13 protein-coding genes are annotated in these 22,962 nt (G+C 35.0%); 6 read left to right on the top strand and 7 right to left on the bottom strand.

Annotation, left to right across the window (positions count from 1 at the left end; translation table 11 throughout):
* Positions 1–4 precede the first annotated feature (4 nt).
* The 7 genes from bglX to HM982_RS01755 all read right to left on the bottom strand — a co-directional run bounded on the left by bglX (position 5) and on the right by HM982_RS01755 (position 13,305).
* A complete protein-coding gene (gene bglX, locus HM982_RS01785) occupies positions 5–2,326 on the bottom strand; it encodes a beta-glucosidase BglX (RefSeq protein ID WP_179351407.1) in 2,322 nt (773 codons plus the stop codon).
* Between the two features lie 38 nt (positions 2,327–2,364).
* Positions 2,365–3,174 carry a carboxylesterase family protein gene (locus tag HM982_RS01780; RefSeq protein ID WP_179351406.1) on the bottom strand — a complete coding sequence of 270 codons (810 nt, stop codon included), beginning with the start codon at positions 3,172–3,174 and terminating at the stop codon, positions 2,365–2,367.
* Between the two features lie 16 nt (positions 3,175–3,190).
* Positions 3,191–4,558 (bottom strand): glucoamylase family protein, encoded by a 1,368-nt coding sequence (locus HM982_RS01775; RefSeq protein WP_179351405.1) that lies wholly within the window; start codon positions 4,556–4,558, stop codon positions 3,191–3,193.
* A 128-nt stretch (positions 4,559–4,686) separates the two neighbouring features.
* The gene (locus tag HM982_RS01770; RefSeq protein WP_179351404.1) at positions 4,687–5,754 is read right to left on the bottom strand and encodes a LamG domain-containing protein; all 1,068 of its coding nucleotides are present in this window, start codon (positions 5,752–5,754) and stop codon (positions 4,687–4,689) included.
* 18 nt (positions 5,755–5,772) lie between these two features.
* On the bottom strand, positions 5,773–7,305 hold the full coding sequence (locus HM982_RS01765) for a RagB/SusD family nutrient uptake outer membrane protein (protein ID WP_179351403.1): 1,533 nt from the start codon (positions 7,303–7,305) through the stop codon (positions 5,773–5,775).
* 12 nt (positions 7,306–7,317) lie between these two features.
* Positions 7,318–10,350 carry a SusC/RagA family TonB-linked outer membrane protein gene (locus HM982_RS01760; protein ID WP_179351402.1) on the bottom strand — a complete coding sequence of 1,011 codons (3,033 nt, stop codon included), beginning with the start codon at positions 10,348–10,350 and terminating at the stop codon, positions 7,318–7,320.
* Positions 10,351–10,590: 240 nt separating this feature from the next.
* Positions 10,591–13,305, bottom strand: a complete 2,715-nt coding sequence (locus HM982_RS01755; RefSeq protein WP_246296554.1) for a helix-turn-helix and ligand-binding sensor domain-containing protein — start codon at positions 13,303–13,305, stop codon at positions 10,591–10,593.
* Between the two features lie 629 nt (positions 13,306–13,934).
* On the opposite strand from HM982_RS01755, the gene ilvD reads away from it, so the two are divergent.
* From ilvD to HM982_RS01725, 6 genes are all read left to right on the top strand, one after another.
* Positions 13,935–15,614 carry a dihydroxy-acid dehydratase gene (gene ilvD, locus HM982_RS01750; RefSeq protein WP_179351400.1) on the top strand — a complete coding sequence of 560 codons (1,680 nt, stop codon included), beginning with the start codon at positions 13,935–13,937 and terminating at the stop codon, positions 15,612–15,614.
* A gap of 82 nt (positions 15,615–15,696) precedes the next feature.
* Positions 15,697–17,430 (top strand): biosynthetic-type acetolactate synthase large subunit, encoded by a 1,734-nt coding sequence (gene ilvB / locus HM982_RS01745; protein WP_179351399.1) that lies wholly within the window; start codon positions 15,697–15,699, stop codon positions 17,428–17,430.
* A gap of 83 nt (positions 17,431–17,513) precedes the next feature.
* The gene (gene ilvN / locus HM982_RS01740; RefSeq protein WP_179351398.1) at positions 17,514–18,044 is read left to right on the top strand and encodes an acetolactate synthase small subunit; all 531 of its coding nucleotides are present in this window, start codon (positions 17,514–17,516) and stop codon (positions 18,042–18,044) included.
* A 105-nt stretch (positions 18,045–18,149) separates the two neighbouring features.
* Positions 18,150–19,655, top strand: coding sequence for a ketol-acid reductoisomerase (gene ilvC / locus HM982_RS01735; protein ID WP_179351397.1), 1,506 nt, complete (start codon positions 18,150–18,152; stop codon positions 19,653–19,655).
* An 81-nt stretch (positions 19,656–19,736) separates the two neighbouring features.
* Positions 19,737–21,005 carry a threonine ammonia-lyase IlvA gene (gene ilvA / locus HM982_RS01730; RefSeq protein WP_179351396.1) on the top strand — a complete coding sequence of 423 codons (1,269 nt, stop codon included), beginning with the start codon at positions 19,737–19,739 and terminating at the stop codon, positions 21,003–21,005.
* Between the two features lie 68 nt (positions 21,006–21,073).
* Positions 21,074–22,666 (top strand): NADP-dependent glyceraldehyde-3-phosphate dehydrogenase, encoded by a 1,593-nt coding sequence (locus tag HM982_RS01725; RefSeq protein ID WP_179351395.1) that lies wholly within the window; start codon positions 21,074–21,076, stop codon positions 22,664–22,666.
* Positions 22,667–22,962: the final 296 nt, after the last annotated feature.

The following is a 22,962-nucleotide window of genomic DNA, read 5'->3' as shown; positions in this document are numbered from 1 at the left end:
GTTTTTACTTCGTTAATTCAAATTCCTTCATCATTTTAGTATTAGAATCTGTACCAACAAACACATGGAATTGTCCTGGTTCTGCTACAAAATCTAAATCTGAATTATAGAATTTTAAGTCTTCAACCGAGATATCAAAAGTCACCGTTTTAGTTTCTCCTTTTTTGATTTCAACTTTCTGAAAGCCTTTTAATTCTTTAACAGGTCGCGTTACCGAACCGACAACATCTCTTATATAAAGTTGCACAACTTCTTTGCCATCATAATCACCAGAATTGGTAACATCTACAGTGACCTCAACTGTACCATCCATTCCGATGGTGGTGGTATTAAGATTAAAGTTAGAATACTTGAATGTGGTATAACTTAGACCATAACCAAATGGGTATAAAGGCTCGTTACGTTCGTCGATATAATTACTTCTGAATTTTTCAAATTTACCTTCCTCATTCATTAAAGGTCTTCCGGTGTTTTTATGATTATAGAAAATTGGAATTTGCCCAACACTTCTTGGAAAGGTCGCTGTTAATTTACCTGAAGGATTTACATCTCCAAATAACACATCTGAAATGGCTAAACCAGCTTCACTTCCTGGAAACCAAACATTAAGTATGGCCGGTACATTTTCATTCTCTTCTACTAATTCTAAAGGTCTTCCTGTAAACAATACTAAAACAACAGGCTTTCCTGTTTTAAGTAAAGCATTCAATAAATCTTTTTGAACTTGAGGAATTCCGATTTCTGTTCTACTACTACTTTCACCACTAAATTCTGCAGACTCACCTATAGCAGCTACAATGACATCTGCCTTATTCGCAATGCTCAATGCTTCATCTAATAATTGCTTGTCCGTTCTACCATCTCTTGGGATATCTTTACCAAACATGGTCGCTCTTTTTTCAAGCTCTAAATCGTAATCAATATTACTACCTTTGGCATAAAGTACATTTGCGTTATCACCTACTACTGTTTTTAATCCTGCTAAAAACGGGTTTGATTTTTCTTGTCTTGTAGCTACACTCCAAGTCCCAGCCATGTTTACCGCATTATTTGCTAAAGGACCGATTAATGCAATTGTTCCTTCTTTCTTAAGTGGCAATAGGTTGTCTTCATTTTTAAGTAATACGGTTGATTCAGCACCCACTTTTCTAGCAAAGGCTCTGTTTTCATCAGTAAATACTTCATTTTTAGCTCTATCACTATCTAAATATTTGTAAGGATCTTCAAATAAACCTAATTCATATTTAGCGGTTAACATACGCTTTACAGCAGTATCTATATCATCAATGCTAACCATGCCTTTATCTAAAGCTCCTTTTAAAGATTTGATAAAAGCCGCTGTTGCGATTGGCGAATCGCCTGCCATATCCATATCAATTCCAGCATTTAGCGCTTGTGCTACAACTTGTTCTTCATTACCTACACCATGAGCCATCATTTCATAAATCCCAGTGTAATCCGTAACTACAAACCCGTTGAACCCCCAATCCTCACGTAATAAATCGGTCATTAACCATTTATTACCTGTGGCCGGAATACCATCAATTTCATTAAATGAAGCCATCACTGACCCCACGCCAGCATCAATAGCTGCTTTATACGGCTCTAGATATTCGTTATACATTCTAATTTTACTCATGTCCACCGTATTATAATCACGTCCCGCTTCAGAAGCGCCATATAATGCGAAATGTTTAACACAAGCCATTAAGGTGTTGTTATCACTTAAATCATCTTGTTGGTAACCTCTCACCATCGCTTCGGCAATTCTACTCCCTAAGAAAGGGTCTTCACCGTTACCTTCTGAAACGCGTCCCCAACGGGCATCACGAGAAATATCTACCATTGGCGAAAACGTCCAGTTGATACCATCTGCACTAGCTTCGGTTGCTGCCATACGTGCTGTTTTTTCAATCAATTCCATATCCCAAGACGCTGATAAACCTAATGGAATTGGAAAGGTTGTTTCATAACCATGTATGACATCCATTCCAAAAAGCAAAGGGATTTTTAAACGGCTTTCTTCAACAGCAATTTTTTGAACTGCTTTAATTTTTTCAACCGATTTTATATTGAACATACCACCGACTAAACCTTCTTGTATTTTTTTACCCACATCAGAACTTTTACCCTGACCTGTTGTAATATCTCCTGAAACAGGAAGATTAAGCTGTCCTATTTTTTCATCTAAAGTCATAAGACCTAGAATAGAATCTACTTGTGCTTCAAAAGGATTATCAACTACTGCTGATTTTGACGAATTAGTTGTTGTTGTTGTTGTTGTTGTTGTATCACAGCCTAAAATCGTAAAAGCTAAGAGTGACATTGCGGTTATTTGTAGGGAAAATTGTTTGATCATTATATTTATTTTGATTTAGAAAAAAGCCATGTTAATAATTCTGGTTCTGCAAAAGCGGGGTCCCAACTGTTATGATTGGCAAAATCGTATAAAGTTAATTTAGGAAATCCACCTGCACTTAATATTGCTGATGCCATGCCTAAGGATAATTTGGGATCGACCACATCATCTTTTGCACCATGAAAAATCCACAAGGGAATTGTTGTTGCGTATGCTGTTACTGATTCTGGATTTCCACCACCACAGATTGGCATCGCTGCCGCAAACATTTCGGGTTTTCGATAAATAATTTCAAAAGTTCCCATGCCACCCATAGATAACCCCATAGCATAAACCTGTTCTGTTTTAACATACGGCTGTGCTAGCATCTCATCCATTAAATCCATTACTAGTGTCATTGCTGTAGTTGGTGCCTCTTTATATTTGTAATTAAACGTGATGGGTTTTGTAGAGCGGTCAGCTTCTAATTTAGACCAGTAATCATTTTGAGGACATTGTGGAAAAATGACAATAGCAGGAAATGAATCTCTATTTTTTTCGTTTAAAAATAAACGACTACCATGCGTTAATTGTTTTTTATTATCATCCCCACGTTCACCTGCGCCGTGAAGCATTAACACTAAAGGATAAGTTTTAGAAGCATCAAAATCCTTAGGCAAGAGCATTCTGTACAGTAATGTATCTTGATTTACAATATGTTTTTCATTTGAGAACAAATCTATTGAAGCTTCATTTAACGTTTTTTGTTGCGCATTTGCTCCCCCTAAGCCAAAAATAGTTAGACTGAACACTAAGGTTAAAAACACGTTTTTCATATCTATTTTTTTATTGTTAATAAGTAAACTCTAAGGTATTTAAGCCATTTTGGACATCTTCATTTTGCATAAAGAGATTCCATAATAATCCTGTTCTATAATTTTCTATCATTATAATCTCTGGTCCTTGATCAATAGCCAAATAGCGTTCTGCTACCCAATCATTATAATGGGGACTAAACGCATCATAGAACCCAGCAGAACCTAAAAGAATATCATTTTTACTATAGAAATAATGCATTGCTGCCAATGATTTTTCTGGGGTATATGGTATTGAACTAATCGCTGCCGTTGGCGAAATAACGCCTAAATCATTGTTTGGCTCATGAGCAAAATAACCTATGGTTCCATCTTCATTCCTACTATAACTAGCTGTTAAACCCCAACAATCTTCGCCATATTCATCATAATTATTTGGGTTAGCAACGCAATGCTGGTAATTGATATTGGTATGGTTAACATTCAGCTCCCAATAGTTTGCATATTGATCGCTTAAGTTGGTTGGATTTAAACCTAAAAATGAATAGTGTGCCCAAAACAAAGGCCCTGATCCTGAACCGGCATGATCTAATAATAATGGAATATTATATTGAGTAGCCGAAGTTACAATAGCACCATTACTAGCCCAACCTTCGTGGTAAACAGCAGCTGAAATAGGAAAATCTGGAGACGCTGCGCCTAAAACAAAAGCAATTAAGGTTTCGTTATACCCTTTCAGCTCGAGGTTCATAGAAAAACCATTGTTAGGGCTCCAATGCCAGTATAAGGCATTTTGATTTTGTGTGTACCAATCCCATTCTACACCTTTCCATAAGTCATCAGCTTGAGCGGCTAATGAAACTTCGTCAGTTGAACCATTTTTAAAATATTCTTTCACACAAATTAAACCTTGAGCAAAAAGCGCTGTTTCAACTAAATCGCCGCCATTATCTTGGTCACTAAATGGAATAACACTACCGTTTTCGCCATTGATCCAATGTGGCCAAGCCCCATGAAAACGATCAGCACTTTCAAAGAAGTCTAAAATCTGACCTAACCGGTTACCCCCTTCTGCTCTTGAAATGTAACCACGTTCTATACCCACAAGAATTGCCATTAATCCAAAACCACTTCCTCCTGTAGTTACTACATTTTCACTGTTTGACGGATCATCTGCATGATAGCGTTCTCTTGCCGCACCCGAATTAGACTCTGCAAAATCCCAGAAATATTTAAAGGTTTCTTCTTGGGTTAGATCCATTAACTCAATATCGGTTAACGTTTCAACAACAGGGTCATCGTCGCTAGGGTCATAAGGCTCTTGGTAGCCAGGCCCATTATCTGAACCACAACCAAAACACCACAACGTGACTATTACTATTTTAAAAACGCTTATATACTTCATTTTTTATCTTCTATTAAATCATTTCTTTAGACTAAAATTAAGGTAAGAATAAGCGGCATTTCAAATAATTAAAAATGCCGCTAAAAAACTAAGGGTATTATATATATTAGACTAAACTTCTTTAATTATTATTCATCTTCAGGTTGCATCGCGTCAATATCTGCTTGCGATAAAGCAGTGTTGAACAACTTAAGCTCATCTATTTGGCTCAAATCTGAAGTATGCCCCCAGTAACTAAATGTTTCACCACCAGCGCCAATAGTTAAATCCGTACAACCAGTCCAGTCAATGCTGGAATCTAGCGTTACCGAAGTTTGCTCAACTCCATTTAAATAAATTTTACTTTCGGTAGCAGAAACGGTTAAAGCGACATGTACCCAATCTCCGGCAGCCACATCTATTACTCCACCATCATTCCAACTTTCGCCATCACCCATACCAATGTTTGCTTTAATTCGTTGTTCTGTTGCATTACCCTCTCTAAATAATCTAAAACCTTGGTTTCTGTTTTCAGGAACATCATTTCCTACAACTAATATTCCGGCACGATCAGGCGCACTATTCACTTTGTACCAAAATGTGGCACTAAAGGCATCTTCACTGAATAAACCATCGATAGGAAATGTAAGGTATGAATCTGTAGCACCTTGATAAGTTCTGCCAGAATAACCACCAGTAACAATCTCTGGAGTACCTACAACTGAAGGGTCTGATTCGCTAATTAACTCCGTGTAAAGCCCTTCAAAGAAAGGCATATAAAACGTTTCACTTTCAAAAACAGGTGTATAGGTATTATCTAAATCAAATGTGATACTCTCTGACGTTGTTTTTCCACTAGTATCAACGGCTGTAACTAAAATAGTATGTGTTCCTAATTGTAAATTTTCATACGCGAAAGATTCCATAAAAATTCGGTAATCTAAAAAGCTATCGAAAGTTCTAAAGGTGTCTCCATTAAAAGCCACCGTTATCGTTTGAATTTCGATATCATCCTGCACAAAAATTTCGATATCTAAATCCGTTTCTGTATCTGTAAATGGAATTATAATATCACCGTTTGGAGACATAATTTCAACCGTAGGATCTTCTAAATCTGGCCCAGGATCTACTTCTGTTATTGAATCAATACCATCGTAACAAGACACTAGCATTAGCAATGCTGTAGTTGCTATTATATATTTATTAATGTTTTTCATGTTCTAAAGTTTTAATTGTTATTCAAGTGGTAATAAATCCAATTGTGCTTGTGGGTAAGGTAAATATTCGTCTGCTGCTGTAAACGTACGACCATCATAACTCAACTCATCGTATTGATTTAATCGAATCATATCAAAATAGCGCACGCCCCATTCCATTGCTAGTTCTGCAAATTTCTCATCCATTACTTGTTCTGTTGTTACACCTGAAAGTGCTGGCATACCAACTCTAGCTCTTACTTCGTTAACGGCATCATCAGCAGAGCCTGCTGTACCACTCGCACCTTGTGTTAAAGCTTCGGCGTACATTAATAAAACTTCGGCATATCTAATAACTAAAAGATTTTTTCCTGAGCCATATCTGGTTCTTCCAGGTGTTAAATCTATTGACGGTAAATAGTGCTTACCACTTGCAAACATTGCTCTTGAGTAATCATTAAAAATATCACCATCTGGTGTAACATTAGAAATAAAGCTAGGCAAGGTAGCATAGGCTGGATCTGATGTAATTTCATCGATACCACGAGGTGTAAAATTAACACTGGTTGTTAACCTTGTTGTTTCCCCTCTATCAATCATAAATTTGATAAACTTCACACTTGGCTCATAAAAGCCCCAACCTCCTGAAGCACCTTCAACAACTGGTGTCCAACTTGAAGGTCCGAAAGGGCCATATTCATGTGCGTTTTCTGTTCCTGATTCTGTACCGTAATCTGAAAACTGTAATTCGAATAAGTTTTCATTACTACGTTCTCCTTCTTTCTTAAATAAGTGGTAATAATCTGGATAAAGGTTAAATTTATTGGCGTTAATAATTTCGCCAGTAACATCAGCTACAGCTTGGTAATCTTCTAATTCTAATTGGGCTAAGGCTTTTATTGCTAAAGCTGTGTATTTTGTTACACCACCTGAAACATCTTGTCTTTCGTTAGGTCTAGCATCTGGTAAAAAAGGAATAGCTTCATCCATTAAATCGGAGATATACTGCATAACCTCTGCTTTGGTTTTTACTCCATTTTCTAAATCTGATGAAATATCGGAAGTTTCGATTATAAAAATATCTCCCCAAAGTCTTGACATCTGAAAGTGTGTAAAACCACTTAAAACTTTACATTCTGCCATGTACTGATCGGCTCTATCTAAATCCTCTTCCTCAACAGCGAAATCTTTATAAGACTGAATGGTTTCTCGTGAACTTACAATTCTTACGATATCACCATAAAAATTCTCCCAAATTTGGTTGTACATCCAAAACCCATTGTCATAATTATAAACATCAGTATCTGCAAATTGAGGCTGATCTCCCAAACCACCAGCATTAACATCATCACCTCTTACTCCTATAAGTAAAGGGTCTTCCCATCCTCTAGAATATACCGCAGAATACGATCCAATAAGTGGTAAAATCATATCCTCAGAAATGGTGAAATCGAGATCATCTGCTGCGAGTTGACCATCATTTTCTTCTAACTTATCTGTACAGGCAAAAGTGACCATACATAATGCTAACAATAAAGCCAGCTGTTTTATTACTTGATTTATATTTTTCATATTTAGCATTTTTTAAATTTTAATATTTACACCAAAAGTATACACCGCAGATACTGGGTAAGTTTGACGATCAATCCCGTCACTTACTTCTGGATCAAATCCGTTATAACTAAAAACAGTAATAGGACGTTCTGCTGTACAAGTAAATCTTACTTCTGGCATGTTTTCGCCGAGTGTTTTAGCTGGTATAGTGTATGCCAACTGAATGTTTTGAACTCTAAAGTATGAGCCATCTTCTACAAAGAAACTACTCATCTTTTGGTTCCATGCTTTTCTTCTTCCTTCTGATGAAGGGTAAGAATTTGTGGTACCTTCACCATGCCATCTATTTATTGCAAAGTCTGCATCTATGTTGGTATCATTAGTGAAAATTACCTCTCCTCTTTTACGGTTTAAAATTTTATTTCCAGTTTGACCAGAAACAGCTACAGAAACTTCAAAATTCTTATAAGCCACATTAAAATTACCTCCATATGTAAACGTTGGTAAATACGACCCTAATACTACACGGTCATCCGCATCAATAACACCATCATTGTTTTGATCTTTATAGATAAAATCTCCTGGTATTAACTCATTATTATTGTTGGCAGCTTCATACTGTGCTGTTGGATCTGCTGCAACTTGATCGTCATTTTGATATACACCTGCAACTTCCCATCCGTAAAACGCATTTACAGGTTCTCCTACAATAAGTCTTTGACGAAACTCTGCGCTTCCGGTGTCAAAATACCCTTGTTCGCTATCTATTTTAGTGATTTCATTTTTAAGGGTTGCGATATTACCTCCTACTGAGAAACTCCAATCATCGTTGATTTGTTGATTCCAATTAACAGCAACTTCTAAACCTTGGTTTCGCATTTCACCAATATTAGTGTCTACAACTTCTGCTGTAATAGGTGTATCTTTTGGTAAAACTAAATCTTTAGTGTCTCGGATATAATAATCTACCTCTAAGCTTAATTTACTATCGAAAAAGCGTGAACTAATACCAAAGTTAGTTTCCTCTAAAATTTCACGTTTTAAATTACGAAAGGTATTGGTCGTTAAGATTCCATTCATTTGTGTATCTCCAATATTTGCTGTAGTTTGAGATACCGTTCGTGTTCCTGCACTTCCGCCTAAAAATCCGTTAGCCAATTGTCCCCAACTTCCACGTAACTTTAAGAAGTTTATTGTACTGTGATCTTTTAAAAAGTTTTCTTCAGACAAAACCCAACCTAAACCTACTGCTGGTGTCGTAACCCATATTTCTCTAGGAAACCTACCGTCACCTTCATGTCTTACTGTAGCATTAAATAAATATTTGTTTTTATAACTGTATTCTAATCTACCGAAATACGCAATAGAATACTGACGATCACCTGATTCAAAAACTTGTTCATTAAACGTTGTTGGATCTGCAAAGTTTAAATACCAAGAACTTTCTAAACCAATACCTTGAATATCATTTCCGGTTGCCGAAAAAGAATTATCTTGATAATCTCTATAAGATGAACCTGCTAAAACAGTTAAATTATGATCACCAAAAGTATCAGTATAAGTTAAGGTGTTATCCCAAATTTGTTTTGAATATTTTAGCTCCGCTCTTCTAATACCTGATTGCGCTCGTTGCGATTGTGCTGAGATAAAGTAAGGCGTATAAACATTTCGTTCTGAAATTGTTGAATAATCATGACTATAAGATGTTTTAAATTTCAACTTATCTGGGACTAAGCTGTATTCTAAAAACATACTTGTTAACACTTTTCTGACTTTAAGCTGATTGTTATTATAGGTCATAGCTGGAAATGGGTTTTGAGATCCTCTATACCCTAACAAAGTCGCATCTGAAAATGGTGTTGTAGTTGCTGCTGTATTTGAATAATCGTAAACCGGTAAAATTGGCACTGCAGAATAGGCTTGAAACCATGCGCCATTTTCAGGATTATACTGAGTGGCATTACTAAAAATAGCATTAGTACCCATTGTTAAACGTTCTGACAATTCAATGTTAATATTAGATTGAATATTAAAACGTTCGTACTCATTTTCCATATCTAGAATACCTTCTTGTGAAAAATAGTTGGCATTAAGACTATAGGTCGTTCGTTCTGAACCTCCTGTTACACCAATGGCATGACTAGAAATTGGAGCTACACGAAGAATCTCATCGTACCAATCTGTATTAACATCTGGAACATTAGGGTTGACTCTACTACGCCCAAAACGTTGCATCGCATTATTTACAAAATCAATATCCGGCTGTGAGTTAGACTCATATGCCATGGTTACAAATTGCTCTGCATTAGCCATTTTTAGGACATTTTGAGCATTTTGATATCCTGAATACCCATTATAGGTAAATACAGGTTTTTGTTCTGTTCTACCATTTTTAGTTTCAATGATAATAACACCATTAACACCTGCTTGTCCAAAAATAGATATGGAAGAGGCATCTTTTAAAACTGAAATAGTTTCAATTTGATTATTATCTAAGAAATCAATAGTGTCGTAAAACATTCCATCTACAACGTATAAAGGTGTAGCACCACCCTGATAAGAGTTCACACCTCTAATTCTCACGGTTGGAGAACCTCCAGGCGTACCACTACTTACTACTTGAACACCTGCAACTTTTCCTTGTATAGACTGCATAACGTTGCCACTAGGTGTTTTGGCTACATCTTCAGATTTCACCGTAGAAATAGCTCCCGTTAAATCTGCTTTTTTCTGAGTACCGTACCCAACAACCACTACCTCACTTAGCGATTCTACATCATCCTCTAAGGATACATTAATTACGTTTTGGTTAGTCACAGTCATTGTAACTGTTTTAAAACCGATGTAGCTGAATTCTAATTCATCTCCATTATTAACGGTTATTGAATAATTACCATCAAAATCGGAGGTTGTTCCTTTAGTTGTTCCTTTTATAACTATACTTACTCCAGGTAAAGGCATACCATCATTTGTACTTGTAATAACACCACTAACTTCCATTTGCTGAGCAAAAGCACAGAATGAAAAAAATAGCATCAACAATAGACTAATTTTTGTTTTCATATAGATTGTTTAATATTAAAAGATAGAGTTAGTTTATCTAAACACGAAGTTATAACCTATTATTAAAAGCTTTTAAAATCTATTTACATTTTAAATACGCCATACATGGTTAAGAAGGTTAATAACTGTTAATAAAACTAACTATGACGTACTATAAAGCTATAAAAAAAACGTTGTAGTAGAAAGGGTAAGAAGCAAATGACGTAGTAATGACGTATTATAAAACTACGATAAAGCAAATTATAACGTCTTATTTTTAATATTTAACAAATAATCAACTAAAGAAATATCATTTTCTAAATCTAACTTCTTTTTTAATCGATATCTATGCGTCTCCACCCCTCTTACTGAGATATTCATAAGCGGAGCAATTTCTTTGGAAGACAAATTCATTTTGATGTAGGCACAAATCTTTAAATCTTTGGGAGTAAGTATGGCATGTTTAGCTTTTAATATTTCGAAAAACTCATCATGAACTTGACTAAAGTTATTTTCAAAAACTTCCCATTCATCTTTTAAAACAATTGAATTATCAAGTTTTTTCACCAACTTTTTATAAGAATAATAATTACTGAAGCCATCTTTGTTAACTTGTAATTCATTCTTAATATCTTGCAATGTCTCATTTTTCTTAACGAGAGCCATCGCATTATTAGCCAACTGTTTACTTTTGAGTTTAATTTCGTTTTGTAAGGATTCATTTTTAAGCTGAACCAATTGCTTTTCATTCTCTAAGGTTTGTGCTCTCAGTAATTCCTCCTGTTCTTTTTGGTATTTGATTTTAATAAGCCGCTGCTCTTTAGCTATTTTCCTATTATGCATTGTATAAAATACCACAACAATTAAAGTTGCAAGAAGAATATAAACTATAAAACCAATAGTATCTCTATACCATGGTGGTAATACATCTATTTTAACACTTGTAATTGGTGAGACTTTACCTGAGTTATCATTTGTTCTGAAAGCAAATGTATAGGTACCATCTAATAGAGTAGAAAACTCTATAGTGTTACCCTCTACTTTATACCATAAGCTATCAGTTTCTGGAATATTATATTCAAAAAAATGATTTGAAGATTTAGAAGACGATAATTCAATTGCAATACTCTCACTAAAGTCAAAACTAATACCTGTTTTATCAATGCCAGAAAGATTAATTGGAAGACCGTCTATTGTTACAGTTTCTATAGTAGGCTTGTTTAACGTTGTGGCATTAGCAGTCGTGTTATTAACAATCATAAATCCGTTATCTAGATTTAAAGCGTACACAGAATCGTTAATAGTAGACATATTTTCATACCCTATAATATATCTATTCTTTAAAAACTTATCATTTAAAAATAACCGATCCTCAGTATTCGAAAAAGACTTAAATTTAATATAACCACTTTTATCTTTTAAAGCAAAAAGATCTGTACTTACTCCCGAAATAATATAACTCCCTTTTCCTAACTTATCATTAAGCAAATCATAGGACGTTATAGAGTCTATAATAGGCTCATATTTTTGCCACCCTTCATTAGTTTTAAAACAAATATCATTTTTTATGTTGTACAATCTCACATTATAATCTGAATGTATGCCTTTATCACGGTAATCGGTCACTGTAGTTAGAGAGTCATAATTTTCATCAAATGTCACTCTATAAATTCCTTTTGTAGCATGAGCAATCCAAGCAGTATTCGCATTCTCAAAAACTAATGATTTAGAAGGAATGGTCGTTTTTCCCAAATGTTTCACATCCCATTTACCGTCAAATTTTTCAAATTTAACCAACCCAGAATAAGTGCCTTGTATATAGGTATCAGCTCTTTCAGGCACTTTTCTTATAGTGTACCCACCTGTATATCTTGAGATAAAATTAATTTCATCTTTTCTTTCAACTAAGAACGTCCCTTCATTATGACCACAAAAAAGGTCATCATCAATAATTTTTAAATCCCAAACCTGACCTTGAGACCCTTCTACAAATTGTAATTTATCAAACTTATCTAACCAAAACAGTCCTGTGTTGGTACCAATATAAATAGTCCCTTTAAACTCAACAATATCATAAACAGCACCTAACTTTCCCGAAACATCATTAAAAAGATAATTACTGCTACTAAGTTCAATGTGTGCTATTCCATTATCTAAACCTAACCATAGATTATCTGTAGCATCAACAGACTGAGCTAGCACTGTATTATTGAGCAAGCCATTCTCTTTACTAATATGAAACTTTAAATCACCGTTTTCATCGCTTAAAAAAACACCATCTTTTATTGTTCCAAACACCATATCGCCATTACTTAAAACAGAAAAATCATTAAGTTGATGCAACTTTATGTCTTTATTAATTTTAAAATTAGTTGGCCTTAATTTATTATCAGCTAAGAAAAAACTCCCTTTTAAAGAAGTCATCAGCAAAAGCTTCCCTTTATAATTACTTATAGAAATAATTTTAGTATCTAATAACGTCTTATCAAAATAAAAAGGAACCAAGGTGTTTTCTTTTAATAAAAACACACCATGATTTAAAGTACTAACATATAATTGCCCATCTACAACACTACAAGAAATTATAACAGAATTAGATTTTAACTGTGTTACTTGTTTAAAATCGTAGATATAAATATTTGAAAAAGATCTAAAGATTATTTTGTCTTTAAATTTTACAATTTCCCATATCTCCTCATTAGAAGAAATTAATTCTTGAACCGTTTCACTTAAAGAATAATAATTCAGTACTCCATATTCATCGCTTTTCCAATAGCCAAATTCCTCATAAGATCCTGTATACACAACCTCATCAACCGCTAATACCGAACGTACAATTGTTTTATTTGGCAATTGATAAAATTTCCATACCAAAGCATCATACGCTAATAAACCACTATTATTAGCCACATACACCTTACCGTCATCTGCTCTTGTTATATCCCAATTTTGATTGCCCGCTTTATATTCTGCCAAAGTGTAGTTTTGTAGGCTAGGCGAAAATTGACTGTAGCTCTGTGTAGTGAAAACTATAAAGAAAATAACAAAAGGAAACAGCTTGTTCATGACATTAAAACATCTAAAATTTAAGATAAAAACTAAAAGCAGTAATAGCCTACAAAAAGAAAAGGCTTACTGACTAATGTAGATAAAAATCTACCTCGTGCTAAACACGCAAATATAAAATATTAGAATCACTATAATTTATCAAATGGTAGGGTATAAAATAAAACTCATTAAAAAATTAAGTTTAAAAAATTTCTTCAACATAAAATAAATTTTAATCTTTGATAAGACCTATGAAAAAACACATTGTCAATATCATTTCTATTATTCGCATCGAAATTATTTCTCGAAGCTTAGGAATGCTATAATAAAATAAAACATCACTTATTTAAGCTTTCCTTTAATTGGGAAAGCTTTTTTTGTATAAAAAAATCAAATATCTGAACATCATAATTACATAGACCTAAACAACTATAAAACAATAACTTAACACAACCTTACAACAATTGAATTTAGATGAATTATAAGAATGCTTTTACTAAAACAACTCATATAAAGTAATTTAGATTCATTAAATCAATTTTGCCTTTAATAAAATTATGAGCGAATTAAATAAATACAGTAAAACCGTAACTCAAGACGCAACACAACCTGCTGCTCAAGCCATGTTACACGCAATTGGATTAACAAAAGAAGATTTCTTTAAACCTATTGTTGGTATTGCAAGTACAGGTTACGAGGGAAACCCTTGTAATATGCACCTTAATGACTTGGCTAAATTAGTCAAAGAAGGTACTAAAAACGAAGATATCGTAGGTTTAATATTCAATACCATTGGAGTAAGTGATGGCATTTCTATGGGAACACCTGGAATGCGTTACTCATTACCGTCTCGAGATATTATTGCAGACTCTATGGAAACCGTTGTCCAAGCAATGAGTTATGACGGTTTAGTAACAGTAGTCGGCTGTGATAAAAATATGCCTGGTGCGTTAATGGCTATGATTCGATTAAACCGACCTTCAATTTTAGTTTATGGAGGCACCATTGATTCTGGCTGTCATAACGGAAAAAAATTAGATGTTGTTTCTGCTTTTGAAGCATGGGGAAGCAAAGTTGCGGGGACCATGGACGAAACAGAATATCAAAACATTGTAGAAAAAGCTTGTCCAGGTGCTGGTGCATGTGGCGGAATGTACACCGCAAACACAATGGCTTCTGCTATTGAAGCCTTAGGGATGACCTTACCTTTTAATTCGTCTAACCCTGCATTAAGTGATGCTAAAAAAGAAGAATCTATAAAAGCGGGTGAAGCGTTACGAGTTTTATTAGAAAAAGATATAAAGCCATCAGATATAATCACTAGAAAATCGCTCGAAAATGCGGTGCGATTAGTAACCATTTTAGGTGGTTCAACCAATGCCGTATTACACTTTTTAGCTATTGCTAGAGCTGCTCAAATTGATTTTACACTAAAGGATTTTCAAGATATCAGTGATAACACACCATTTTTAGCCGACTTAAAACCAAGTGGAAAATACTTAATGGAAGATGTTCATACGGTTGGAGGTATACCAGCAGTATTAAAATATTTACTCAAAAAAGGATTAATTCATGGTGATTGTTTAACTGTAACCGGAAAAACGATTGCTGAAAACTTATTAGATGTCCCTGATTTAAAAGAAGGCCAAGACGTTATTAAACCAATTGAAGAGCCAATTAAAATTTCAGGCCATCTTAGAATGCTTTATGGAAACTTAGCTACTGAAGGTAGTGTGGCCAAAATCACAGGAAAAGAAGGGCTATGTTTTAGAGGAAAAGCTAAAGTTTTTGAAGGCGAATATGCCGCTAATGATGGTATTAGAGATGGAAAAGTTAAAAAAGGAGATGTCGTCGTCATTAGATACGAAGGTCCTAAAGGTGGCCCTGGTATGCCAGAAATGCTAAAACCTACCGCAGCGATTATGGGCGCAGGCTTAGGTAAAGATGTGGCTTTAATTACCGATGGACGATTTTCAGGCGGAACCCATGGCTTTGTTGTCGGTCATATAACACCTGAAGCACAAGAAGGCGGCACAATTGCTGTAGTAGAAGATGGTGATATTATTACTATTGATGCTGAAACCAATTCTATATCATTAGAAGTCTCTGAAGCAGTGCTTCAAAAAAGACGCGAAAAATGGAAAGCACCAGAATTAAAGTTTGAGCGCGGTGTACTCTATAAATATGCCAAAACAGTCTCATCAGCTAGTAAAGGCTGTGTGACAGACGAATTTTAGTAAAAAAAAGCCTCTAAGAGCTTAAAGTGATTGAATAAACGCAAGAGCCAATTTATCATTAGCTCTAAAATCCATTAAAAGTATGGAAGTAAAAACAGCAAAAAAAGAAACGCAAAAAACACAAACTACAGAACGTATTTCTGGTAGTGAAGCCATTATAAAATGTTTATTGGCTGAAGGTGTAGACATCCTTTATGGTTATCCAGGGGGGGCCATTATGCCTGTTTACGATGAATTATACAAGTATCAAGACAAAATTCACCATGTGTTAACACGCCACGAGCAAGGCGCTACACATGCTGCTCAAGGTTATGCACGCATTTCTGGAAAAGTTGGGGTTTGTATGGCTACTTCAGGCCCTGGAGCCACCAATTTAGTCACAGGTATTGCAGATGCACAAATAGACAGCACACCTATGGTTTGTATTACAGGCCAAGTGGGCTCACATTTGTTAGGAAGTGATGCTTTTCAAGAAACTGATATTGTGGGTATCTCTACGCCAGTAACCAAATGGAATTGCCAAATAACAAAGGCTTCACAAATTCCTGAAGTTCTAGCTAAAGCCTTTTATATTGCCAAAAGCGGAAGACCAGGTCCGGTATTGGTAGATATTACTAAAGATGCTCAATTTGAAGAATTTGATTTCAAATATAAAAAATGCACAGGCATTAGAAGCTATAAGCCTATTCCTGCAACTGATGCAAACACCTTAACTGCGGCAGCAGAACTTATAAACAATGCTAAAAAACCTCTAATTGTTTGGGGTCAAGGTGTCATCTTAGGTAAAGCTGAAGAAGAATTTAAAGCCCTAATTGAAAAGGCAGGAATTCCTTCTGCTTGGACTATTTTAGGTGCTTCTGCTATTCCAACGTCACACCCTTTAAATGTTGGTATGGTAGGGATGCATGGTAATTATGCGCCTAATGTACTCACCAACGAGTGCGATGTTTTAATTGCCATAGGTATGCGTTTCGATGATCGTGTAACGGGGAATTTAGCAACATACGCTAAACAAGCCAAAGTTATTCACTTTGATATAGACCCTGCTGAAATTGATAAAAACGTAAAAACTGATGTGGCTGTTTTAGGAAATGCTAAAGAAAGTTTAGCATCGCTTTTACCTTTAATTAATGCCAACGCTCATAATGATTGGCATCAAAAATTTAAAGACTTATATAAAATTGAATATGAAAAAGTCATAAAAAACGATTTACACCCAACAAAAGAAGGCTTAACCATGGGAGAAGTGTTGAACGAAATCAACCTTCAAACCAAAGGTGAAGCTGCTGTAGTAAGTGACGTTGGTCAACACCAAATGATTGCTTGTCGCTATGCCGACTTTAATGTTTCAAAAAGTAATATTACCTCTGGCGGTTTAGGTACTATGGGATTTGCCTTACCAGCAGCAATTGGCGCAAAAATGGCAGCTCCAGACCGAGAAGTCGTAATGATTGCAGGCGATGGTGGTTATCAAATGACCATACAAGAGTTAGGGACTATTTTCCAACAACGTGTGCCAGTTAAAATTGTGGTTTTAAACAATGAGTTTCTTGGCATGGTTCGTCAATGGCAACAGTTGTTTTTTGATAAGCGTTATGCATCTACCGAAATGACAAATCCAGATTTTGTTGCGATTGCTAAAGGCTATCATATTGATGCTAAAAAAGTAACTGATCGAAAAGATTTAAAAGCGGCTGTAAAAGAAATGATTGACTGTGAAGGTCCTTACTTCCTAGAGGTTAGAGTTGAAAAAGAAGATAATGTTTTCCCAATGATTCCAACAGGAGCAAGTGTCTCTGATGTAAGGTTAGAGTAAACTAGGCCTGCTCAAAGCATAAAACCTATCTAATAGGTTTTTTGAAACTAAAAATTAAAACAGATAGCTAAAGTATCAAGATAATGAGTACTGAAATAATACAATATACCGTTTCTATTTATACGGAAAACAACATTGGATTACTGAATAGAATTTCAGCCATATTCCAACGAAGACATATGAATATTGAAAGTCTAAATACGTCAGTTTCAGAAATTGAAGGCGTCTCTAGATTTACCATTGTGGTCAACATTACAGAACCCCAAATGAAAAAAATCATTGGTCAGATTGAAAAGCAAGTCGAAGTGATTAAGGCTTATTATCATACCGAAGAAGAAATCATTTATCAAGAATCTTGTTTATTTAAGATTAAGTCCGAATTATTATTTGAAGAACGTCAAATTCAGAATATAATAAAAGAAAGTCACGCAAGAATTGTCACGGTTAACAAAGAGTTTTTTGTTCTTGAAAAATCTGGCAAAAAGGAAGAAATAGAATTATTACACCGAGAACTAAGTGTCTTTGGCATTATGCAATTTACACGTTCCGGACGTGTATCAGTTTCAAAAGAAGAAATGAAAATATCAACAATGCTTCAAGCATTTCAACACTAAAAAAAAGAAAAAAAATAAGAGAATAGAAAACAGAAACCATAATGATGCATTTTAATTGTGTCCTTTGTCTTTTCCACACTTCTATTTTCTCAAAAAACAAAAACAATGTCAAATTATTTCAACACATTACCATTAAGAGAACAATTAGAGCAATTAGGAAAATGCCGATTTATGGATGCTTCAGAATTTGAAGATGGCGTAAATGCATTAAAGGGAAAGAAAATCGTAATTGTTGGTTGTGGCGCGCAAGGTCTTAATCAAGGCTTAAATATGCGTGATTCTGGCTTAGATATTTCGTATGCCTTAAGACCACAAGCTATTGAAGAAAAACGTACATCGTACAAAAACGCAACAGATAATGGGTTTATAGTTGGCACCTACGAAGAATTAATTCCTACTGCTGATGTTGTATTAAACTTAACGCCAGATAAACAACATACAAATGTTGTAAAAGCCGTAATGCCGTTGATGAAAAAAGGCGCAACATTGAGCTATTCACATGGTTTTAATATTGTTGAAGAAGGCACTAAAATCCGTGAGGATTTAACTGTTATTATGGTAGCTCCAAAATGTCCAGGTACAGAAGTAAGAGAAGAATACAAGCGTGGCTTTGGTGTTCCAACGTTAACAGCGGTACACCCTGAAAATGACCCAGAAGGCAAAGGTTGGGCTCAAGCAAAAGCATATGCTGCTGCAACCGGTGGTCATAAAGCGGGTGTTTTAGAGTCGTCTTTTATTGCAGAAGTAAAATCAGATCTAATGGGCGAGCAAACGATACTTTGTGGCTTATTACAAACAGGAGCTATTTTATCTTTCGATAAAATGGTGGAAGAAGGAATCGAACCTGGTTATGCTGCAAAACTAATTCAGTATGGATGGGAAACCATTACAGAAGCCTTAAAACATGGTGGTATTACCAATATGATGGATCGTCTTTCAAACCCAGCTAAAATAAAAGCCTTTGAACTATCAGAAGAATTAAAAGACATTATGCGTCCGTTATTTGAAAAACACATGGATGATATCATTTCTGGTCACTTCTCTCAAACCATGATGGAAGACTGGGCAAATGATGACGTTAACTTATTAACTTGGAGAGCTGAAACTGGAGAAACGGCGTTTGAAAAAACAGCATTAACCTCAGACCACATCAGCGAACAAGAGTATTTTGATCACGGTGTATTATTAGTCGCTTTTGTAAAATCTGGTGTAGAATTAGCCTTTGAAACCATGGTAAGCGCAGGTATTATTGAAGATTCTGCTTACTATGAATCTTTACATGAATTACCTTTAATTGCAAACACTATTGCTAGAAAGAAATTGTTTGAAATGAATCGTGTCATTTCTGATACGGCTGAATATGGTTGTTATTTATTTGACCATGCTTGTAAACCATTATTAACTGATTTTATGAAAACAGTAGACACGTCTATTATAGGAAAATCATTCTCTGAAACTACAGGTGTTGATAACAAAGAATTAATTGCAGTGAACGACGCTATTAGAAATCACCCTATTGAGTCTGTTGGCCAACGTTTACGTGCGGCAATGACAGCCATGAAAGTCATCAAATCTGAAGACGTAAAAGCTGAGGAATCTGTCTTAGCTTAACTATTATCATCCTGTCAGGCTTAAAAATCTGACAGGTATTTTTTTAATTTAAAGAGAGTTCTGCCTTTGCAGAAAATTAGCATGGAAGACACCACAACCACATACAAACCTACACTTAAAGCCGTTGAAGCTGCTGCCGAAAGACTTAGAGGTATCGCTCACGTTACACCACTGATTAAAAATGCACAATACTCAAAACTGTTTGATGCCAATGTGTATTTTAAAAGAGAAGATTTACAAGAAGTTCGCTCTTATAAAATTCGTGGCGCTTATAATAAAATTTCAACTTTAAGTACCACTCAGACTGAAAATGAAATTGTATGTGCTAGTGCCGGAAATCATGCACAAGGCGTTGCTATCTCTTGCAAACTTCTAAAAATAAAGGGCACTATTTTTATGCCTTCACCAACACCGAATCAAAAAATTGAACAGGTAAAAATGTTTGGTGAGGATTATATCAAAGTCGTATTAGTCGGCGACACATTTGATGACGCTAATCAGGCTGCCATGGAAGAGTGCGAACGTTTAAACAAAACCTTCATCCATCCGTTTAATGACGAAAAAGTTATAGAAGGACAAGCCACGGTAGGTTTAGAAATTATAGACCAATCTAAAATACATCCTATACATTATGTATTTGTACCTATTGGAGGTGGCGGATTATCCTCCGGACTATCCTCAGTGTTTAAAATTCTATCACCACAAACTAAGATAATTGGTGTAGAGCCAAAAGGCGCACCTTCGATGCTTACATCCATAAAAAATAACAAAAACACAAAATTAGAATCTATACAAAATTTTGTAGATGGTGCTGCTGTAAAACGTGTTGGTGATTTAAATTTTGAAATCTGTAAAGAAAACTTATCAAATGTTATTACTGTTGATGAAGGACAAATATGCCAAACCATACTAGACCTTTATAATAAAGAAGCTATTGTTGTAGAACCTGCTGGTGCTTTAAGCATATCGGCTTTAGAACAATATGCCGACGAAATCAAAGGTAAAAATGTTGTTTGTGTTATTAGTGGAAGCAATAATGATATCACTAGAATGGCCGAAATAAAAGAACGTGCCTTAATCTATGCCAATCTAAAGCATTATTTTATTATAAAATTCCCGCAACGTGCAGGTGCTTTACGCGATTTTGTAGTTGATATTCTAGGACCAACGGACGATATCACCCATTTTGAATACACTAAAAAAGTAAACAGAGAAAATGATGTTGCTGTCGTAGGATTACAATTAAAATCTCCATCAGATTTAGAACCTTTAATCTCTAAAATGAAAACTCACAATTTCTTTGGAGATTATCTAAATGACAAGCCTGATTTATTTCAATTCTTAGTCTAGAACTCATAATTCAACCGTGCTTTTTTTGTATCTTTATTACTTATTTTAATTGTACAAAACAAGTAATTATGACGTCTACATCTATAGCTATTCCAGACCAATTTCAAATCAAAGAGTTAGTCAACCAAAACACCTATTTAGTGGGAGGTGCTTTAATCCCATGGCGAGGAAAAACCTCAGAAGTTTATTCTACAATTTCTTCAACGAAGGATTACAAACCTACCCTTCTTGGAACAATCCCTACTTTAGGTAAAAAAGAAGCTATCAATGCTTTAGACGCTGCTGTTTCTGCTTACAATAAAGGACAAGGCTTGTGGCCTACTATGAAAGTGGTTGACCGAATTGCTTGTATGGAAAAGTTTGTTGAGCAAATGAAGACTAAACGTGAAGAAGTTGTAAAACTTCTGATGTGGGAAATCGGCAAAAATCTTCCAGACTCTGAAAAGGAATTCGACAGAACTGTAGAGTATATTTACGATACCATTGAAGACTATAAACAAATGGACCGCGATAGCGCTAAGTTTGAAAAAAACTCTGGTGTTAATGCTCATATAAGAAGAGGTCCATTGGGCGTTGTTCTGTGTTTAGGACCTTATAACTATCCTTTAAACGAAACATTTGCATTACTGATTCCTGCTTTAATAATGGGAAACACAGTGATTTTTAAACCTGCTAAACACGGAGTTTTATTAATTTCTCCTTTACTTGAAGCTTTCCAGAATAGCTTTCCTAAAGGTGCGGTTAATATTATTTACGGAAGAGGAAGAGCCGTCGCTGCACCAATTATGCAAACAGGAAAAATAGATGTATTGGCTTTAATTGGAAATAGTAAATCTGCCAATGCTTTACAAAATCAACATCCAAAAAGTAACCGATTACGATTAGTACTTGGTCTCGAAGCTAAAAATCCAGCAATTGTTTTACCAGATGCTGATTTAGATTTAGCCATAGACGAATGTATTGCTGGTGCAACTTCTTTTAATGGACAACGTTGTACAGCTCTAAAAATATTATATGTACATGAAAACATTGTAGAAGAATTCAACAAACGTTTTTCTGAAAAGGTTGATGCCCTAAAATTTGGTAATCCGTGGGAAGATGGCGCCAAATTAACACCATTACCAGAACCAGATAAGCCCTTATACATCCAAAAGTTAATTGACGATGCCACCGAAAATGGTGCAAAAGTGATTAATACTAAAGGGGGTGAAACTACCGAGAACTATATTTTTCCAGCTGTTTTATATCCTGTGACCAAAGACATGCGTGTGTTTCAAGAAGAACAATTTGGACCGGTAATTCCTATTGTTCCTTTTTCTGATATTGAAGAACCCTTAGATGATATGGCTGAATCTAATTATGGACAGCAAGTAAGTTTATTTGGCAAAGACGTAAAAACCTTAGCACCTTTAATAGATACTTTGGTAAATTTAGTTTGTCGTGTAAACCTTAATAGTTCTTGTCAACGTGGACCGGATGTCTATCCTTTTACAGGTCGAAAAGATTCAGCAGTTGCAACCTTAAGTGTTCACGATGCGTTGCGTTCTTTTTCAATTAGAACTTTTGTAGCTTCTAAAGACAACGACTATAACAATGCGATACTGAAAGACTTAATGGATTCTAGAGCCTCTAATTTTGTGAGTACAGACTATATTCTTTAAACAAAAAACGCTCAATCAATATGATATTTACAATTTGATGGTAAATTATTTAGAATTTCATATTTTTTAAATAATTTACTATCAAATTAATGGCCATCTAAAATATAATATGTAATTTAGATGTATGTTTACACAACGACACAAATATAGAACACCCAGACCAGTAGGTCTAGACCAGGCAAAACGCCGCTGTTAATTCTTCTAATTAGCAACAAATTCTATAGTCATTTTATTCTTTATACCTGTGTACAACTCAACTTTAAAATACATTTCTAAATCTCTAATTATCATTTCTG

Origin of the sequence: Winogradskyella vidalii (assembly GCF_013403955.1) — a bacterium.
Lineage (GTDB): Bacteria > Bacteroidota > Bacteroidia > Flavobacteriales > Flavobacteriaceae > Winogradskyella > Winogradskyella vidalii.
This window is presented reverse-complemented; position numbering and strand designations above follow the sequence as displayed.